Source organism: Methanosarcina baikalica, assembly GCF_031461075.1.
Taxonomy (GTDB): Archaea; Halobacteriota; Methanosarcinia; order Methanosarcinales; family Methanosarcinaceae; genus Methanosarcina; species Methanosarcina baikalica.
The window spans coordinates 35,350-51,587 of record NZ_JAVKPK010000001.1 but is presented as its reverse complement, the minus strand read 5'-3'; the positions used below and the strand labels follow the sequence as shown (position 1 = coordinate 51,587).

At 42.9% G+C, this 16,238-nt stretch carries 15 protein-coding genes; 4 read left to right on the top strand and 11 right to left on the bottom strand.

The features are described from left to right. Positions 1-108: 108 nt before the first annotated feature. Positions 109-1,128: a methylcobamide:CoM methyltransferase MtaA gene (gene mtaA / locus RG963_RS00240; protein WP_310574261.1), complete on the bottom strand. Its 1,020-nt coding sequence runs from the start codon at positions 1,126-1,128 to the stop codon at positions 109-111. 598 nt (positions 1,129-1,726) lie between these two features. On the opposite strand from mtaA, the gene RG963_RS00235 reads away from it, so the two are divergent. Continuing rightward, positions 1,727-1,945 (top strand): hypothetical protein, encoded by a 219-nt coding sequence (locus tag RG963_RS00235; RefSeq protein ID WP_310574260.1) that lies wholly within the window; start codon positions 1,727-1,729, stop codon positions 1,943-1,945. 188 nt (positions 1,946-2,133) lie between these two features. Next, on the top strand, positions 2,134-2,502 hold the full coding sequence (locus RG963_RS00230) for a response regulator (RefSeq protein ID WP_310574341.1): 369 nt from the start codon (positions 2,134-2,136) through the stop codon (positions 2,500-2,502). Between the two features lie 19 nt (positions 2,503-2,521). Here the strand turns inward: RG963_RS00230 and RG963_RS00225 are convergent, their stop codons facing one another. From RG963_RS00225 to RG963_RS00180, 10 genes are all read right to left on the bottom strand, one after another. After that, a complete protein-coding gene (locus RG963_RS00225) occupies positions 2,522-3,307 on the bottom strand; it encodes a helix-turn-helix transcriptional regulator (protein ID WP_310574259.1) in 786 nt (261 codons plus the stop codon). Beyond that, positions 3,304-3,483 carry a hypothetical protein gene (locus RG963_RS00220; protein ID WP_310574258.1) on the bottom strand — a complete coding sequence of 60 codons (180 nt, stop codon included), beginning with the start codon at positions 3,481-3,483 and terminating at the stop codon, positions 3,304-3,306. The genes RG963_RS00225 and RG963_RS00220 overlap by 4 nt, the downstream gene beginning before the upstream one ends. A gap of 136 nt (positions 3,484-3,619) precedes the next feature. Further along, complete coding sequence (locus tag RG963_RS00215; protein WP_310574257.1) at positions 3,620-4,498, bottom strand: class I SAM-dependent methyltransferase; 879 nt, start codon at positions 4,496-4,498, stop codon at positions 3,620-3,622. A gap of 242 nt (positions 4,499-4,740) precedes the next feature. Further along, positions 4,741-5,253, bottom strand: coding sequence for an NADH-quinone oxidoreductase subunit B family protein (locus tag RG963_RS00210; RefSeq protein ID WP_310574256.1), 513 nt, complete (start codon positions 5,251-5,253; stop codon positions 4,741-4,743). A gap of 10 nt (positions 5,254-5,263) precedes the next feature. After that, a complete protein-coding gene (locus RG963_RS00205; protein WP_310574255.1) occupies positions 5,264-6,928 on the bottom strand; it encodes a hydrogenase large subunit in 1,665 nt (554 codons plus the stop codon). Between the two features lie 18 nt (positions 6,929-6,946). Then, positions 6,947-8,425: a proton-conducting transporter transmembrane domain-containing protein gene (locus tag RG963_RS00200; protein WP_310574254.1), complete on the bottom strand. Its 1,479-nt coding sequence runs from the start codon at positions 8,423-8,425 to the stop codon at positions 6,947-6,949. After that, positions 8,422-9,123, bottom strand: coding sequence for a hydrogenase subunit (locus tag RG963_RS00195; protein ID WP_310574253.1), 702 nt, complete (start codon positions 9,121-9,123; stop codon positions 8,422-8,424). Before RG963_RS00195 ends, RG963_RS00200 begins: the two co-directional genes overlap by 4 nt. Further along, a complete protein-coding gene (locus RG963_RS00190; RefSeq protein ID WP_310574252.1) occupies positions 9,120-10,061 on the bottom strand; it encodes a respiratory chain complex I subunit 1 family protein in 942 nt (313 codons plus the stop codon). Before RG963_RS00190 ends, RG963_RS00195 begins: the two co-directional genes overlap by 4 nt. Further along, positions 10,058-11,995, bottom strand: coding sequence for a proton-conducting transporter transmembrane domain-containing protein (locus RG963_RS00185; protein WP_310574251.1), 1,938 nt, complete (start codon positions 11,993-11,995; stop codon positions 10,058-10,060). The genes RG963_RS00190 and RG963_RS00185 overlap by 4 nt, the downstream gene beginning before the upstream one ends. Before the next feature lie 910 nt (positions 11,996-12,905). Further along, a complete protein-coding gene (locus RG963_RS00180) occupies positions 12,906-13,577 on the bottom strand; it encodes a RibD family protein (RefSeq protein ID WP_310574250.1) in 672 nt (223 codons plus the stop codon). A gap of 148 nt (positions 13,578-13,725) precedes the next feature. Here RG963_RS00180 and RG963_RS00175 point away from each other — a divergent pair, with 148 nt between their 5' ends. Further along, the gene (locus tag RG963_RS00175) at positions 13,726-14,637 is read left to right on the top strand and encodes an ABC transporter ATP-binding protein (RefSeq protein WP_310574249.1); all 912 of its coding nucleotides are present in this window, start codon (positions 13,726-13,728) and stop codon (positions 14,635-14,637) included. After that, positions 14,630-15,883, top strand: a complete 1,254-nt coding sequence (locus RG963_RS00170) for an ABC transporter permease (RefSeq protein ID WP_310574248.1) — start codon at positions 14,630-14,632, stop codon at positions 15,881-15,883. Before RG963_RS00175 ends, RG963_RS00170 begins: the two co-directional genes overlap by 8 nt. Positions 15,884-16,238: the final 355 nt, after the last annotated feature.

Sequence of the window (16,238 nt, the reverse complement as noted above, 5' to 3'; positions counted from 1 at the left end):
CCCTTCCGGATAAAATTAAAAAAATGCGAAACGGGAAGATATCCAGAAGCTCTAAAGATTTAGAGTTCCGGAATGTGCCCTTAAAAAAATAAAGAATTTCGTGCCTTCTTATGCGTAGAACTCGTCTCTTGCTGCGACCATGGCTTTGATATTTTCGAGGGGGGTCATGGGTGCAATCCCACAGCCAGGTGCGAGCACATCGACGCCTTCTTCAAGGGCTACCTTTGCTTCAGCTTTTATTTTGTCAATAGGGCCAGGTAAGAGGGTAAACGGACTGGAGACGTTTCCTACGAATCTTGCTCTGCCTCCAATGATTTCCTTTGCCTTCTTCGGGCTGCCGATCTTTTCTTCTACACTGAGACCTTCAAAACCGCAGTCTGCCATGTAGTTGAGGATAGCGTTCACGTTTCCACAGATATGGAGGATAGTTACGGAGTTTACGCTGGAGGAGAACTTCTGCAGCCTTGCCTGGAGGAACTGCTTGAAGGAGTCAGGGCTCATGAGGTCTGGGGAAGCGACAGGGTCTGCAACGGAGATTATATCTGCACCGGCTTCAACCATTGCATTTGCATACATAATTGCAGCTTCTGTGGCAAGATCCAGAGTCTGTTCAAAGAGGTCAATTTTTTTAATGGACCATTTCATGAAAGATTTTACACTTATCAGGTCTGAAGCGACTGTAATAGGACCTTCCATACCACCAATAATTGGTACGTCAGGACCTACTTTTTCCCTGATGATCTTAATAGCTTCGAGTACTACTGGAATTCTGCCTCTCTGCAGGAGGTCTGCGGGGATGGCTGCGCCTTCGAGGTCTTTGGGATAGGGATGAGCAGTAACAGATGGCTGCCTGTTCTTCGTACCCATGTTGATTTCACAGCCCATTGCTTCAACAAGAACGGTAAGGCAGTAGGGGATCCTTACAGCTTCGAGTCCGCTGAGTTCATGGTTGGCAATTGCCAGCTTTGCCATGAGTTCCGGGTTTGTATGGGCTTCGGGCCAGGGGGCTCCGACTTCGTCCATGAGTTCTACAATTCCGGTCTGGGTCACGGAACAAACAGGTATTTTGTCAACGGGCTTGCCTTCAAGGGCAGCTAAAAGTCTTGTTTTGAGGGTAAATTCGCTCATAAGTCATACCTTTTTTAACATTATTAATATACATTTATTTTTACTACAGTTTTATTGTCTATTTGACAATATTATATAGACCTTTTCAATCCAAAATGTTTCACACGCCGGACTAAAGTATCCAGAGTTTAGAAACATGGTTAGAAAATTATAGGTCGTATATGGAAACTCGACAATACCTTCTGCATCTCTTTTTTCACATCGTTGAGCAGGATGAGAGCAGTGGCAGTAAAAAAAATTTCAAGCTCCTTATGATTGCGTTAGAATGCGGATTTTTTATAGTCAACAACTTATAAAAGCTATTTGTCGGGAATTTTTTTCTGCCGTCTTTTTAATAAATGCAGTCATAAATTTTGACCTGGTTGTTCTATCTTTTTGCCCTATTCTGAGGACACTTCTAAGTTTAATTCGCTCTTTTCTCTCTTATTTTTCTATAAATTAAAAATAATTTTTCTTATCATGATGGCTTATAGAATACTTTTATATAGATTCTAATTTAAGTTTATCTGTTACTAATATATTATAAACTTCCCTCCAACTTCAACCCAATAATTTCCTGGTTTAAACAACCTGAAACCCCCAGCTCTGAGTTTAAAATATGAATGTCAGTAGAAAGATCCTTGTTATAATCTATATTATTTTTGCTCTTCTCATTCCAGTTGTTATTTTTGCACCTCAGAGCATTCTCTCCAGTTTTTCCGATTTGCAGGAAGAAGAAGCAACTGACAATGTAGAAAAGGTAAAAAACATAATTAAGTTTCAAATTCTGGATCTGGTTGAGACCAACGCTGTTCTTTCTTCAAGGGAGGATGCCTGAGGGCAAATGTACGCACAAAAGATATTCCTCTTATCGTGTACACAGCTGGAGAACTCGCTGAGAAGAATCTCGAAGAATTGAACACGAGCTGAAAGGGAATTTTATTTTCATTATGAAAAAGGACACTTTCGGAAGAAAAGAGTTAACTAATAGGATAAAACAATTAGCTATGCTGAAGAGGCGTAATGATGAAAAAAATTCTGATCGTTGAAGATAATCTTCTGAACATGGAACTTATTCTGGACCTTCTGGAATTATACGGGCATAACGTAACTGAAGCCGAGGATGGGATAAAGGCTCTTGAACGCCTTGCTGAGAATAAATTCGATATTATTTTACTTGATATGCAGCTTCCGAAGATGGACGGTCTTGAGGTTCTCGAACGAATTAAGAAGAATCCTGCAACTGCGGATATCCCTGTAATAGCGGTTACCGCTCATGCTATGAAAGGTAGCGAAGAGCATTTCATAGAAATGGGCTGTGTGGACTACGTTTCCAAACCCATTGATATCCACAGATTCAGGGCTTTGATCGATAAGTATCTAGGAGAATATTAATCTAACTTCAGAAAGGTGCTTATAATTTCTCCAAGCGTGTTGACATCTCTTTATAATACAAAAAGAGTTCTTCACACCATTTAAGTGCGCTTTCGTCAAAACTCATCAGGCGTTGATGGTCGAACTTTCCCTTTTTATCGAAAAGTACAAGCGAACAGAAACGCTCTGTTACTACATCTTTGAGAGTTACGTTTTTGTCACAGATGTAAATCTCAATGTTTTTTGATTCCATAAGAGACTTCAGGTTCTCGTAATAGTCCTTTTTCATCCTGTCAAATACCGGTTCTGTCAGGATAAGACACATTTCAGCTCCTTTTCTCGCAAGTTCAGAGTAAATTTCAACGTGAAGAGGGTTGAAATATGAAAGGAACATTTTTACGTGCTTTGATTCCAGGAGATTATTCTTAAAATCCTCAGGTACTTCAAAAAGTCGGTTGAGGTCAGCCTCAAGCATGAAATAGTTTCCCAATTCATCAATCCTATTAAGGAGATACTCGGGAACTGCAGTAAAGTCATGGTTTGTCCAGTAATCGTAATTTTCCTCGAAAACCCTCACAGTATCCAGTAGAGGCTCCATCTTTTCGACTACTATCTCTCCCATTTCAGAGAGCTTATAGGTATTTTTATCATCCTGTACTATCAGGCGCCCCTCTTTTAGTTTTTTGATCTGCGGCATAATAGAGGTTGAGTTGACGTTGAGAGCTGTTTTTATTTCGTCCCCAGTTTTAGGCCCTTCTTCTAGCAGGAGCAATACATCCTTTCTTTTTTCTGAAAGAAATGCCAGATCAATAAGCGATATTTTCATTTTATTCCATCTCCCCGGGAAGCTTCTAAATATAGAATAGACATTTCTCCTTTATTTCTTTTCAGAAAGCAACCTGTATTGGCAAAAGTTCTTTCTTTCTCCCAGAAAAACCCTGAAGGAACTTCTTGCAACATTACTGCGCTACTTTTCAGTTGATCCTTTATATCTTTTTCCAAAAAACACCTATTTTACTTAAGTTAAAATACTTTTTTCTCTTTTAGAGGATTTTTATCAAACGTTTCTTTTACCAATTATTTTTTATTAAACAGCTTTTGCATTCTTTTTTGTCTGGTCAGGCAATTTTCGGTTCTTTTACAAATCTTTTCTTCCCGTAGCCAGTACATAACCCACATATTTTGAGGTTGATTTTTTTCGGAGGAGGATTTTTTTGCTTTCTGCCAGCCTTTTAAACCGGTATCGAATCTTTCTGCTTAAAAGGGAGTACTTCACCATTTTCAAGATCGGACCTATAAGGAACTTTACAAAGCTCCAGGTTCCTCCCATAGCTTCTGCCATATATTTTGTTTCTTGAAGGTACTGGATAGGTTTGCACATTCTTACATTAACATCTTTCAGGCCTGCTCTTTCAAGTTCTTCTTTCCATTCTTCAGGTGACGGCAGGGAAAACGGAAGCCCTGTTATTTTCTCCAATTTTTTTTCGGCTTGAGCGATTTCTTCGGTGGCTTTAGCAGGAATTTCCTTTTCTCTATACATTTCGTTTATCCCCACATAAGCCCGCGGTTTCAGGACCCTTGCAAATTCTTTGAAGGCTCTTTTTCTGTCTAAAAACTGAGACACAAACTCTGTTATCACGGCATCGAAAGTCCCTGGTTCAAAGGGCAGAGCGTAAGCATTTCCTACTCTGAATTTAGCTTTATCTGAAACTCCCTGTTTTTTTGCCCTTTCTTTTGCTTCCTCGATCGAAAGTTCCGCAATATCAATTCCTATCACCTCACAGCCGATTTTTCTGGTAAGGTAACAGGCAGAAAAACCGGTCCCACATCCAACCATCAGAATCTTTTTTGTAGAGTCAATCCTGCATAACTCAGCGAGTTTTTTGGTAGAGGTAAGGCCGCCTACATGATAATAGGGTACTCCCAGATAACTCATAAAATCGTAATAGCCCAGAGCTTCAACTTCTTTAACTGAAAGTTTTGGTTTTCTGGGGGTAATGTCTCTCTGTGCCTGCATATCCAATCTGCCGGTTTCTGAAATAACTCGACATTCCACATGATGTCGGCTTTCATTTCTTTATTTGAGCGTAAACCCCATGAAATCTTTATTTCATTGTATATAAGCGTCACTTCCCGATGAAACAAATAAAAAATGTACCCATGATATGGAAAATTAATCAAATAGCGACCCTGTAAATTGAACAATTTCTAAAAATAATATGGGTACAAAAATGAAAAGAAGAAACTGTTTTTACTATATTATTTCGAAGCTTTTTTTACCAGGGCAAAAATCCCACGCAGGATTTCTTTCGGGGTAGGAGGGTTTCCAGGGATTTTTATATCCACTGGCAGGATCTTGTCAACTCCGCCAAGTACGGCATAGGAACCTTTATAAATTCCGCCATCGCAGGCGTCATTTCCGACTGCTATCACAAACTTCGGGGAGGGCATTGCTTCATAGGTTTTTATAACGGCTTCAGCCATGTTTAAAGTGACTGCTCCTGTCACCAGCAGGACATCAGCATGCCTTGGGGAAGCCACAAAAGAGATCCCAAACCTTTCAACGTCATAGTATGGAGTTCCGAGGTTTGAAATCTCAATCTCTGTTGAATTATCGCTGCCTGAATCCAGTTCGCGGATTGCAAGGCTGCTCCCGAAAACCTGGTTAACTTCCGCTTTTAGTTCGGAGCCGAGAGCTTCGAGTTCAGCGTCTGAAAAGTCGAATTTTTCCGTCACTTTTCGGCGGAAAACATATGTAAGTGGGTTTACCATTCATTTCACCTCAAAGATCGGTACCGGCATACGAGAGGTTCAAACTCTTATTTATAAGTGGAAAGTCAGGGACAATATTGCCGAGGACTGCGTGTTCGATTGCTCGCCAGTTGCAGAAAGAGGCGGTCCGTATCTTGTAGCGGTCGATTAGCCCACCTCTCACGTAGACCCAGTGCAAGTTCTGGCCCCTAGGAGCTTCCACCATCGAAAGAGCATATCCGTCAGGAATTTTTGAAACTGCGACTCCGGAAGTTACCGGGTAGTCCGAAGCTGAGGCTATGAGTTTTCGTATAAGGAAAACTGAGTCCTGAACTTCTGCAGCCTTAACTTCAAAGCGGGAAAGGACATCTCCTGTAGCCCTGATCTTTCTTTCCGGAGACTTGGCTCTATAGATCCCGTATGGGTGGTCAAGGCGGATATCATAAGAAGCCCCCGACGCTCGGGCAATGGGACCTGTAAGATTAAGCGGAGCAACGAGTCTCTTTTTTAGGACCCCTGTTGTTGAAAACCTATCAATAAGAGACGAAGAAGCTCTGACATCTGCAACAGCAGATTCAAACTTCGGTGCAAAAGTTTCCAAATAGAGGGAGAGCTTTGAAAGGGCCTCTCCTGAAATATCCTTTTTTATGCCTCCGATATCTATATTGTTTTTCATAAACCGGGAGCCTGTGAGAAGCTCGTTTTGCCTGAAAATATTTTCACGCAGGATGAGGAAAGGTGTGGTCATCCGTGGAAATCCTATATCCGTAATCATGCCAGAGAGGTCGCCCATATGTGAATAGATGCGTTCCATCTCCAGGAGAATTGTCCTTAAGTGGTTGGCTCTGGCTGGAATTTCGATTCCCGCAATCTTTTCTACGGCCGTACAAAAGGCAACGGTATTGGCAACCGTTTCGTCCCCACTTATGGCTTCTGCAATGGGTACACAGGCAGAGGGCGTTTTTCCCTCAGCAAGTTTTTCGATTCCCCGGTGTTTGTAAAAGAGCCGGATTTCGAGATTGAAAATAGGCTCTCCAATCACACTGAACCTGAAATGTCCCGGCTCAATAATTCCCGCATGGACCGGCCCGACCGGAATCTGGTATACGCCTTCGCCATCCACCTTCTTGAAAGGATATGCTTCCCTGGGGTTTTCGACAGCCTGGATTTTTCCATTTTTAAAAGATTTCAGGAGAGGGTGAAAGCCTTCGGGGTATGCCTCATGCAAAAAGAGCCTTCTCTTATCAAAGGCATCCGTGAATTCTACCCCAAACCCGTCCCGAATTTCTCGTTCATACCAGCAGGCAGAAGGGAAAATCGTAGCAATAGATGTTGTTTTAGCCCTTGCATGCCGCATAAATGCAAATACGTCAGTAAAACCGCTCCGCCTGAAAAAATAAATGAGAGTAAACTCAGGGCTTCCCTCAAAACCCTGGACGCAGAACAGGCTTATCAAGACAAAACCCTTCTGGGAAAGAACAGGCACGATCTTCAAAAACTCTTCTTCTCCGAGAGGAATATATAATTCATTATTCTTTCCTTTCCCGATTAGCGGCTGTTTGCCTGAAACATCATTTAATAAATTCGTAATGTACTGGGTCGCAGGAATTGCAGGATTCATCGGAAGCTGGCAATCATCTATTAATTTCGGCTCTGCCAGGGTCAGGGAACTCTTTGTGTTTTGATTTGAATTCATCTTCTCTTTGTCTCCTACTCAAATGTATCCAAGCTCGTGCACAATTTCGTTCAACAGGTTTTCCAGAGATTCCGGAAAGAAAACTCCGAGTGCCAGGATCATGAAGATAATGGCCAGGATCGGAAATTTCATCCCTTTCCTGACTATATACGGATGAAGTGGAGTTTCCGATTCCCCGATTCCAGTATCTTTCGAACTCCGGCTAAAAGCCTCGATTAAAAACCTTGCAAATGCAGCTGATGCAATGACCAGCAGGAGGAGGACTGCAAAAACAAGAAATTTCGAAAACCCGAAAGCTTCTAACAGGATGAAGAATTTGGCCGAAAAGATCGGGAAAGGGGGCATGCCGACGATTGCAAAGCTCCCAATAATAAATCCCCAGCCTGCAACGGGCTGGAGCGAAAGGACGTCTCTCATGTCCTGAATCAGATTGCTTTCGTATTGCCTGTGCAGGATACCTGCCGAAAAGAAGAGCGAGGCTTTGGTCAGCGAGTGGGCCAGGACATAAAAAAGCGTCCAGAAGAGAGAAAGAGGTGTTCCAACTCCTATTCCAAGGAGGATAATGCCCATATGTTCCATACTTGAAAAGGCAATCAGCATCTTCAGGTTTTTCTGCAAAAGCATATTCAGGACCGCGAATGCTATCGTAAGCAGCCCAAAGCCCATGAGAAACTGGGATACCAGATGTTCAGCTTGTGTTTGCCGGACAATCGCATACATTCGGAGAATTCCATACATGCCTACATTCAACAGGACTCCTGATAAGATGGCGCTTACTGCTGAAGGGGCTTTTGAGTGTGCATCCGGAAGCCAGGTATGAAAGGGGAAAATCCCGGATTTTGCTGCAAAGCCGATAAACAAAAATACAAAACTTGCAGTCAGCATTTTAGGAGACAGGAGAGTTGCATTTGCGGTCAGCACGGTCCAGTTCAGAGTCCCGCTTCCGAGAACTTCCCCGGAGAGCGTATACAGAAAGATCAGCCCTATAAATGAAAAGAGCATGGCTCCCGACGCTATGAAGATATACTTGAAGGCAGCGTCAATGTTTTCTTTGGCAGACAGGATTGCCACAAGTGCGGCTGAAAAGACTGTTGTCAGTTCGGCAAAGATCCAGAATAGAGCAAGATTATCCGAAAAGAAAGCCATGGTCACTGTCGTAAGCAGGAGGCTGAAAGCCGTATAAAAGATTTTCAGGTTACTCCTGTGTAGTTCCCGGGCCTGCATCAGGCTTTCTACATAGCCGTTTGCATAGATCGAAGCCAGGAAGAACAGCAAAGCTGCAATCAGAACTTCATAGATACTGAGATGATCCACATAGAAATACTCGCTTCCGGCCTCAAAAGCCGGGACTGCGGTAGTGAGCAGCACATAAAGGCCGATTGCAAGAAACGCAAGTGTGTGCAAAATGGAGAAGGCATTCATTGTCCTGTGAGACTTCGAAAGCAAGATAAGGGCAAGAGATACAGCTCCCACTACCAGATAACCTAATATGATCATTGATGTTCCCTCCCTGACCAGATTTTAAGTATCTGGAGACGCTTGTGGTACCCTTCAATCGTAGAATCGAGGCCTACTGCCAGGATAGTTGTTAACAGTACAAGGATCATCAGGTCTATTACAATCAGGATTTCTATAATAAAGGGAAGATCCGCAACAAAGATTCCGAAGAGCAGCACTCCGTTTTCCATTGTCAGGTACCCTATAACTTTTGTAATCACTTTTCTCCGGCTAAATATCACAAGCATACCCATCAGAGTCAGGGATAATCCTATAACAGCCCCGATGAAAAACAACTTTCCGAGGACAAATTCATTGAAAAAGCCGGAGAGAAAGACATAGGCAAGCAGGATTAGGGCCATGCTTACAAGAAGGGACGCTGTTGGTTCCAGGTAGTTAAACTTCATGTCCCTGCTGATTTTGATTTTTTCCCCGACCAAATTTATAAAGAGGGGAATTAACAGTACCTTGCTCACAAGTGTCAGGGCTGCTATCGCAAGCAGCGTTTGGCTGCCCTGAATCAGGTAGAGAAACACGGCGATAAAGACCAGTAGCAGGGACTGAACAGTATATACGGTCAGAAGTGATGCAATATTCCTTGTGGAAAGTGTAAAGGCTGCAGTGATCAGCACAAAGACAAAGAGGATCCGGACTATGTCTTCGAGAAATGCCTGATCTGTCAGGAAAGAGGATATCATGTAAACACCTCCATCAGGATGGTGAGTGCGGAAAAGAAAAAGGCCATCATATAGAATCCGGGCAGCCTGAAAAGCCGCATTTTTGCAAGGGAGGACTCAAAGAGTCCTATTAGCCCCGCCAGCAGACTGGCCTTTATAAGGAAGTAGAGACATGAGACTGCAAGCCCTGTTAAGGTCAACTCGGTTGCAAGTCCCCAGGGAGCCAGGATGTTTATCAGGACTGCCATCAGGATTGTCTGTTTAACTGTATGGGTAAGTTCTATTAAAGCCAGGTTTTTCCCGGACTGTTCAAGGATCATGGCTTCGTTGATCATGGTAAGCTCAAGATGTGTTGCAGGGTTGTCCACGGGGAGCCTTCCGGTTTCCACTATAATGATAATAAAGAGGGAAATTGAGATAAGGGTCAGAGTCGGGCTTTCCGGGATTGTGGAACCGGCAGTTATTGTAAACATTTCGTGAAAATTTACGGTTTTTAATACATATGCAAGCGCAGCAAAGGCTATGATCATTGTAGGTTCAACCACAGCCGAGAGGCTCATTAAGCGGGAACTTCCCATACCCCCGAAAGTGCTGCCTGCATCAAGCCCACACAATGCCGTAAAAAAACGCTCTATCGCAAGCAGGTAAAGGAAGACTATTATATTTCCCACTCCTCCGGAAGTTTCCGGAATAAAGACTATTGGAACAAAGAGTGTAGCAAGGAGAAGGACTGCCAGGTTGAGGTAGGGTGTGATTCTCATAATCCAGGAGGAATTAGGAGAGTATACAACCTCCTTTTGCATGAGCTTGCGCAAATCAAAATAGCTCTGCAGGAGTCGTGGGCCTTTTCTTCCCTGTGCATATGCCTTGACCTTTTTGATCAGGCTCATAAAGAGTGGTGAGACCAGCAGGACGAAGCTCGTATTTAGCAGGGCAAATAAGAGGAATGAAGCATTCATGCGAAATACCTCGTAAATATCATCAGTGTAAGTACCGCAATGAAAACATAGAGCACATAGGTATCCAGCTTCCCATTCTGCATTTTGGAGACCTGGGAAGAGATCCCGCTGACTGCACAGGCCGCAGGGAGATATAGATGCTCTTCAAAGAACTTAATTAGGTGAATCCTGGCAGTCCCGCTCTTAAAGATGCTTTCCTTTGTATCCGCATACACCCTGGTACTGGAGATCTCAGTCCTGTAGATCTTTTTGAAGATGACCACAAGAGGCTCTGAAAAGCCTGCAGAGGTGTATTCCATTGTAGGGTGCTGGGCCAGGATTCCGCAACCCCAGGTTTCTTTACTTATCCTTGGGCTTTTCGAAGTGCCGGAATTATTAACTGCAAGCCACACCAGCCCACAGGCTCCAACGAGAATCAGCCCGAGAGGCAGCATATCCGGAATCCCAAGGTCAAAGCCCAGCAGGATCAGAAGCCTGGATGAAAACAGCCCTGAGAGTATGCAGAGAGCCGCAGGTACAGCTTCTCCGAGCAGCATGAGTTTTGAGACTTCGGTGGCTTCTTTTGCGCACTTCGTCCGCGGAAGAGCAAGGAAGGTAATTCCGAAAAGCTTCACAAAGAGGGCTGCTGCAAGCGCACTGGTAAGTGCAAAGACCGAGAGGGTAGTAATGAGAAGGACCTTTAGGAGAGGGTCCGGAAGAGCTGAAGAGTAGAAATAAGCCTGAAAAAGAATTAGCTCGCTTATAAAGCCGTTTGTCGGAGGCAGGGCTGCAATCGAAACCGAGCCTATCAGAAAGAGAGCGGCAGTATGGGGCATACGTTTTACGAGGCCTCCAAAGGCTTCGATATTCCGTGTGCCAGTGGCATGAACCACTGAGCCTGAACAGAGAAAGAGCAAGCTTTTGAAAAGAGCGTGGTTAAAAGCGTGAAAACAGGCCCCTACAAGGCTTAAGAGAGAAAGGGCTTCAAGTCCCTCGACTTTGAATATTAGATACAGGCCAATCCCTATTAAAATAATACCGATATTTTCAATGCTACTATAGGCAAGCAGCCTTTTTATATCGCTTTCCTTGAGTGCGTAAATTACCCCTAACACGGCTGAGAGACTGCCTGCTATAAGAACGAGTATCCCCCACCAGAGTTCGGGGGCGGAAACAAAAAGTAAAAAACGCAGGAAGCCGTAGATTGCAACCTTCAGCATGACTCCTGACATCAGAGCCGAAATGCTTGAAGGGGCTGCGGGATGAGCATAGGGTAGCCATTTGTGGAAGGGGACAATCCCTGCTTTGATTCCGAAACCTATAAAGAGACAGAGGAAAGGCAAGGTCAGGACGTTTGTCGGGTAGTCCAGTTGTCCGAATTCGGCAGAGCCTGTTAGCCTGAACAGATTTATAAAACCCAGGAAAAGAAAGGTTGTACTCAGACTTGTCATTACAAAGTAAAAGAAACCTGCTTTTTTGTTTTCTTCCGAGGAATAATCGTGGAGCACGAGCAATAGGGAAGAAAGGGACATTATTTCCCAGAAAACCAGGAATCCGACCATATTTCCTGCAAGTACGACCATCAGCATGGCAAGGATGAAAAGATTTGTAAGGGCTGTTTGCAGGTCTTTTCCGGCTTCACTTTTAGCATGTTCTACATATTCAATGGAATATATTGAAACCCCTGGCACAACTGCCGCAATCAGCAGAATAAAGCCTGCTGAGAGCCGGTCTGCGGCCAGGGTAAAGTCCAGTCCGGGAAGAAATCGGAAGGCTTGAAAAGCAGGCTCTTTTCCCGTGTAGAGGACTATGCCTGCAAATATCAGGAGCAGGATTGAAGAAATCAAAGATAGGCCGAAGGAAGCCTTTCTTGCTTTTTTATTGCGGTACAGGAAAGGCAGGACAGTTCCGAATATAAGAGCTATAACAGCGCCGTAAACGAAGGCTTCGAGCAAAAACATTCACTCCTTAAGCCGGGGTTCGGCGGTTAAAACAAAGCCTGTAAAGTGTGTTTCAATCGGAGCAGAGAGTACAGGCTTTCCAGCTCTTATCCCACTTAAAGCGAGATTTTTGAAACTGTCCTTTCTATAAGTAATAATTGGAATAATTCTGTAGTTCGTATTTACATTCCACCGTAAACTTCTATTGCGAGGGTTCTTTTTTCCCCGGAACTTTTCGCCTAATACTTTCTAACATTATATGTGTTTACATTATAAACTTTTTTGCACAGATCTTTAATTATTATTCATTATGCTTATCCTCTAAAAAATAGAAAATAGTCACGAGTTTCAGAAATCAATAAATATGTTTTCTCCTTTTTCGAGAGGAAAAATATGCATTTTGACAGCGTGACTGTAAATATATATTATGTTGAACTATAACGATTTTATATAAACATTCCTTTAGATTTCGATCTAATTTAGTTCCAGTTCACGACTCCATTATAAAACTCCTTCAACCAAATACATTCTAAATCGTAATTATTCAGCCTACCCAAGCTCATTGATTGATATTGATTTTGACATCACAGATAAGTTTGATTACTAACCAATAAAAAACGCAATCAATAACCAACAATTAAAGGAAAATAATTCAGGGAGATTTATCCATTGAATCGTATGAAAAATGGCTATTTAGGCTGTTTTTCCCAGGTTGGAGAGTTACCGTAAATCTTTGATAAATCCCTGACTGTTCAGCAGTAAAACTCAGATACTATCAATATGCCAGTATAAAAAGAAGAATAACTTTCAAGACGTCAGTCGTGGGTAGTTGACCACTTGAGCGCATAGATTACTACAATTACTCGGCAGGAAACCTCGTCCGGAATGCTGTCACACAGGTCGAGTTCTAAATTATGACTCTCTTTTACTCTTTCAAAACCCTGTACACCAGATGCACATACTTCTTTTCCACAATTTCATCTCTTAAAAGTTCGAGTTGAATACCGCTTTTTTCCAGGCTCCTGAAAAGGTTTGTCCCTTTTCTTCCTGTAATTTCAGGGGTAATTATCAGGCTGATCTCTTCAACAAGCCCCTGTTCGATTAAGATACTATTCAGCACTCCTCCGCTGTCCGAAACTACGAGTTTGAAGCCGTACCTTTCGTTTGCAATTTCCAGTGCATGTCTGACGTTTACACGGTCTGCGCCGGTCCGAATGAATTCATAATTTCTTTCTTTGAGATAATTGATGTAAGGTTCCGGGGTCTTTTCCGAGACCAGCACTATTACATCTTTGCTGTATTCGGAACGCCTGAACACATGCATCAGCCCTTCAAGGATTCCCTTTGAGTCAGCAATCAGCCAGTATGCCCTGGGGTCATCGGATTGGATTTCAGGCTTCTGAAAATCCGATTCCTCTTCAGCAGGGATTTTCTCGCAGAAGAACTGGGTTCCGGTTTTTGCAGTGTTCGAACCGACTATCATGGCATCGGGCAGATAGCTACTGAGGATTTTGTAGTGAATTTCAAGGTTTGCTTCGAAGCCTGTAGTCGAGCCGTCCAGGCTTATACTGTTGTGAATAACCAATTTTGGTAACATATTATCCTCTAAATTCCCTTATTTCCCTTAATTTCTCATTAACCCATTTAATGCTGAATAGTTTCTTACTTTCAATGAAATCTTAAATTAGCTTTTGCCTATCAAATTTAGAATAAACTTATTCTATATTAGAATGTATTTAATCTGGATGCATACTGTAGAATTTGAAAGCGTATCAAAGTCTTTCGCAGAAAAGGATATTATCGAAGATATTTCTTTTTCAGTAAGGTCTGGAGAGATCTTCGGGCTCCTCGGGCCAAACGGGGCAGGAAAGACTACGCTTATCAGGCTTCTTCTTGATATTATCAGGCCGGATGTCGGAGAAATACGTGTTTTTGGAGATTTTCTTAGCTCAGCTGCAAAAGACCGGATAGGATATCTCCCTGAGGAAAGGGGATTATACAGGAAAATGAAGCTTCTGGAGATGCTGGTCTATCTGGCACAGCTTAAAGGAATGCCTAAAAAACAGGCTCAATTAAACGCCGAATCCCTTCTCAAATCTCTAGAGTTATATGAACATAGAAATAAAAAAGTGGAAGAACTCTCCAAAGGAATGCAGCAGCAGATTCAGTTCCTTTCTGCGATTATCCATAATCCCGAACTTGTGATTCTTGACGAACCCTTTTCCGGCCTTGATCCTCTAAGTACAAAAGCCGTTAAGGCTAGAATTCTGGAACTCAGAAACTCAGGAAAGACAGTAGTCCTCTCCACGCATATGATGGAACATGCCCAGACACTTTGTAATAGAATTCTTATGCTCAATAAAGGCAAAAGAGTGCTTTACGGCACTGTGGATGAGATCCGGAGGGAGCATGGAAAAAACTCTCTCATTGTGGAATTCGTAGAAAAAGAAGGTTTGAATGCAATTAGGGAGATTTCCGGCATAAGAAAAATAACAGAATATGAAAAATCTGTTGAAATCTTTCCTGAAGAAGGCGTAAACACCCAGATTCTTCTTAAGGAACTTATCCATAGGGCAGAAATCCTGTGTTTTGAGCAGTCTCTTCCTTCCCTGAACGAAATTTTTATTGAAACTGTGGAGAGTGCCGTAAATGAGTAGTTTTTCCGGAAAAACTTTTATTATTGCCAGGCATGAGTTCCTGAAAACCATAAAGCGTAAAGAATTCCTTCTTATGACCTTTATTTTTCCTCTTTTCTTTACGGCGATGACTATTTTTCCGACAATGCTTGCAGGCATGATTCCTGCCGAAGACCAGAAAATAGGCTATGTTGATATGACTGGCTCCTTCAACTTTCCAGGGCCAATAACAGATGAAGGCTTTTCCGCAGGCCCTTTTGGGGCGAAAACTTCAACCATATGTTTTATAATGTACGGAGAAGCCTCTGAAGCAAGGCAGGCCTTACAGGCAGGACAGATTTCTTCTTATCTCGTAATTCCTGAAGACTTTCTTGAAGCCGGAACAATAGAACTCTATACCTTTGAAAAAGAAGTAGCTGTACCAGGAGTTGAACTGTCTGCCGAACTCTCGGATATTGTCATCACTTCCCTCCTTAAAAACAGAGTGGATGAGTCAGTTCTCAATAGGGTCAAAGATCCGGTTGATTTAAAACTCTATAATGTAGGGGAGCACGGAGAACCCTCTGAGCAGGGCATTGCCGAAATTCTTACCAACTTTGGCCTTCCCATTCTCACAGGTTTTCTCCTTTTCTTCAGTATTTTCTCGGCTTCGAATTATCTCCTTCGCGGTGTTGCCGAAGAGAAAGAGAACAGGATAATAGAAATTTTACTTTCTTCCACAACTCCTTCCGAACTCCTTACAGGCAAGATCCTGGGCCTTGGCGCAGTCGGCCTTCTGCAGATTGTTGTCTGGCTCACGGTAATTACTCTCGGGGGCAGGTACGTTCTTCCAATAAGAATTGAGCCCATGCTCCTTTTCCTTGCTCTGATTTATTTCCTGCTCGGCTTCCTCTTCTTTTCCAGCATGATGGCAGGAATAGGGGCAGTAACCAGCTCTCTTCAGGAGAGCCAGCAGGTTGCAGGAATTTTCACATTTGCAGCCATATCTCCCCTTTTATTCATGCAACTGCTCCTGACAAACCCCGACAGCTCGCTTTCAATTTTTCTTTCCCTTTTCCCTCTCACTTCTCCCGTAGCCATGCTTGCCAGGATTGGAGCAACAGACGTGCCTGTTTATCAGGTTCTTGCCAGCATCTCCATCCTGTTTATTTCGGTTCATGGAGTGATCTTGTTTTCCAGCCGGCTTTTCAGGGCTTACCTGCTGATGTACGGGAAAAGACCCGGATTAAAGGAAATCTTGAAGAGTATTAAAGCAGGGGGCAGGTAAGCGGCGTGAACTACCCCTGAGATAAAGACTTAGGGGTTTACGCTTCTTCCTATAAATTCCATATTCTTTCATTGGTATGGAACCTGATTTTTTATACAAAAACTCAAGATCTCGGAGCCGTTGAGAATAGTATTTCTGATTAGTAAATTGGATCAGGTATTGTAAGGCACAGGAGGCTGCATGATCCCTAAATATCAGTACTAATTAAAGAATCGATCCTTTTATTATCGTCAATTTATAATATTACTTACATCTTTCTTATTGGTCCATAAAGTCATTTGTAATGAGGGACATACCCGGGCAGACGTACAAAACTGCCCCAGTAGCGAACAACATCAATTTCAGACATGGCTTT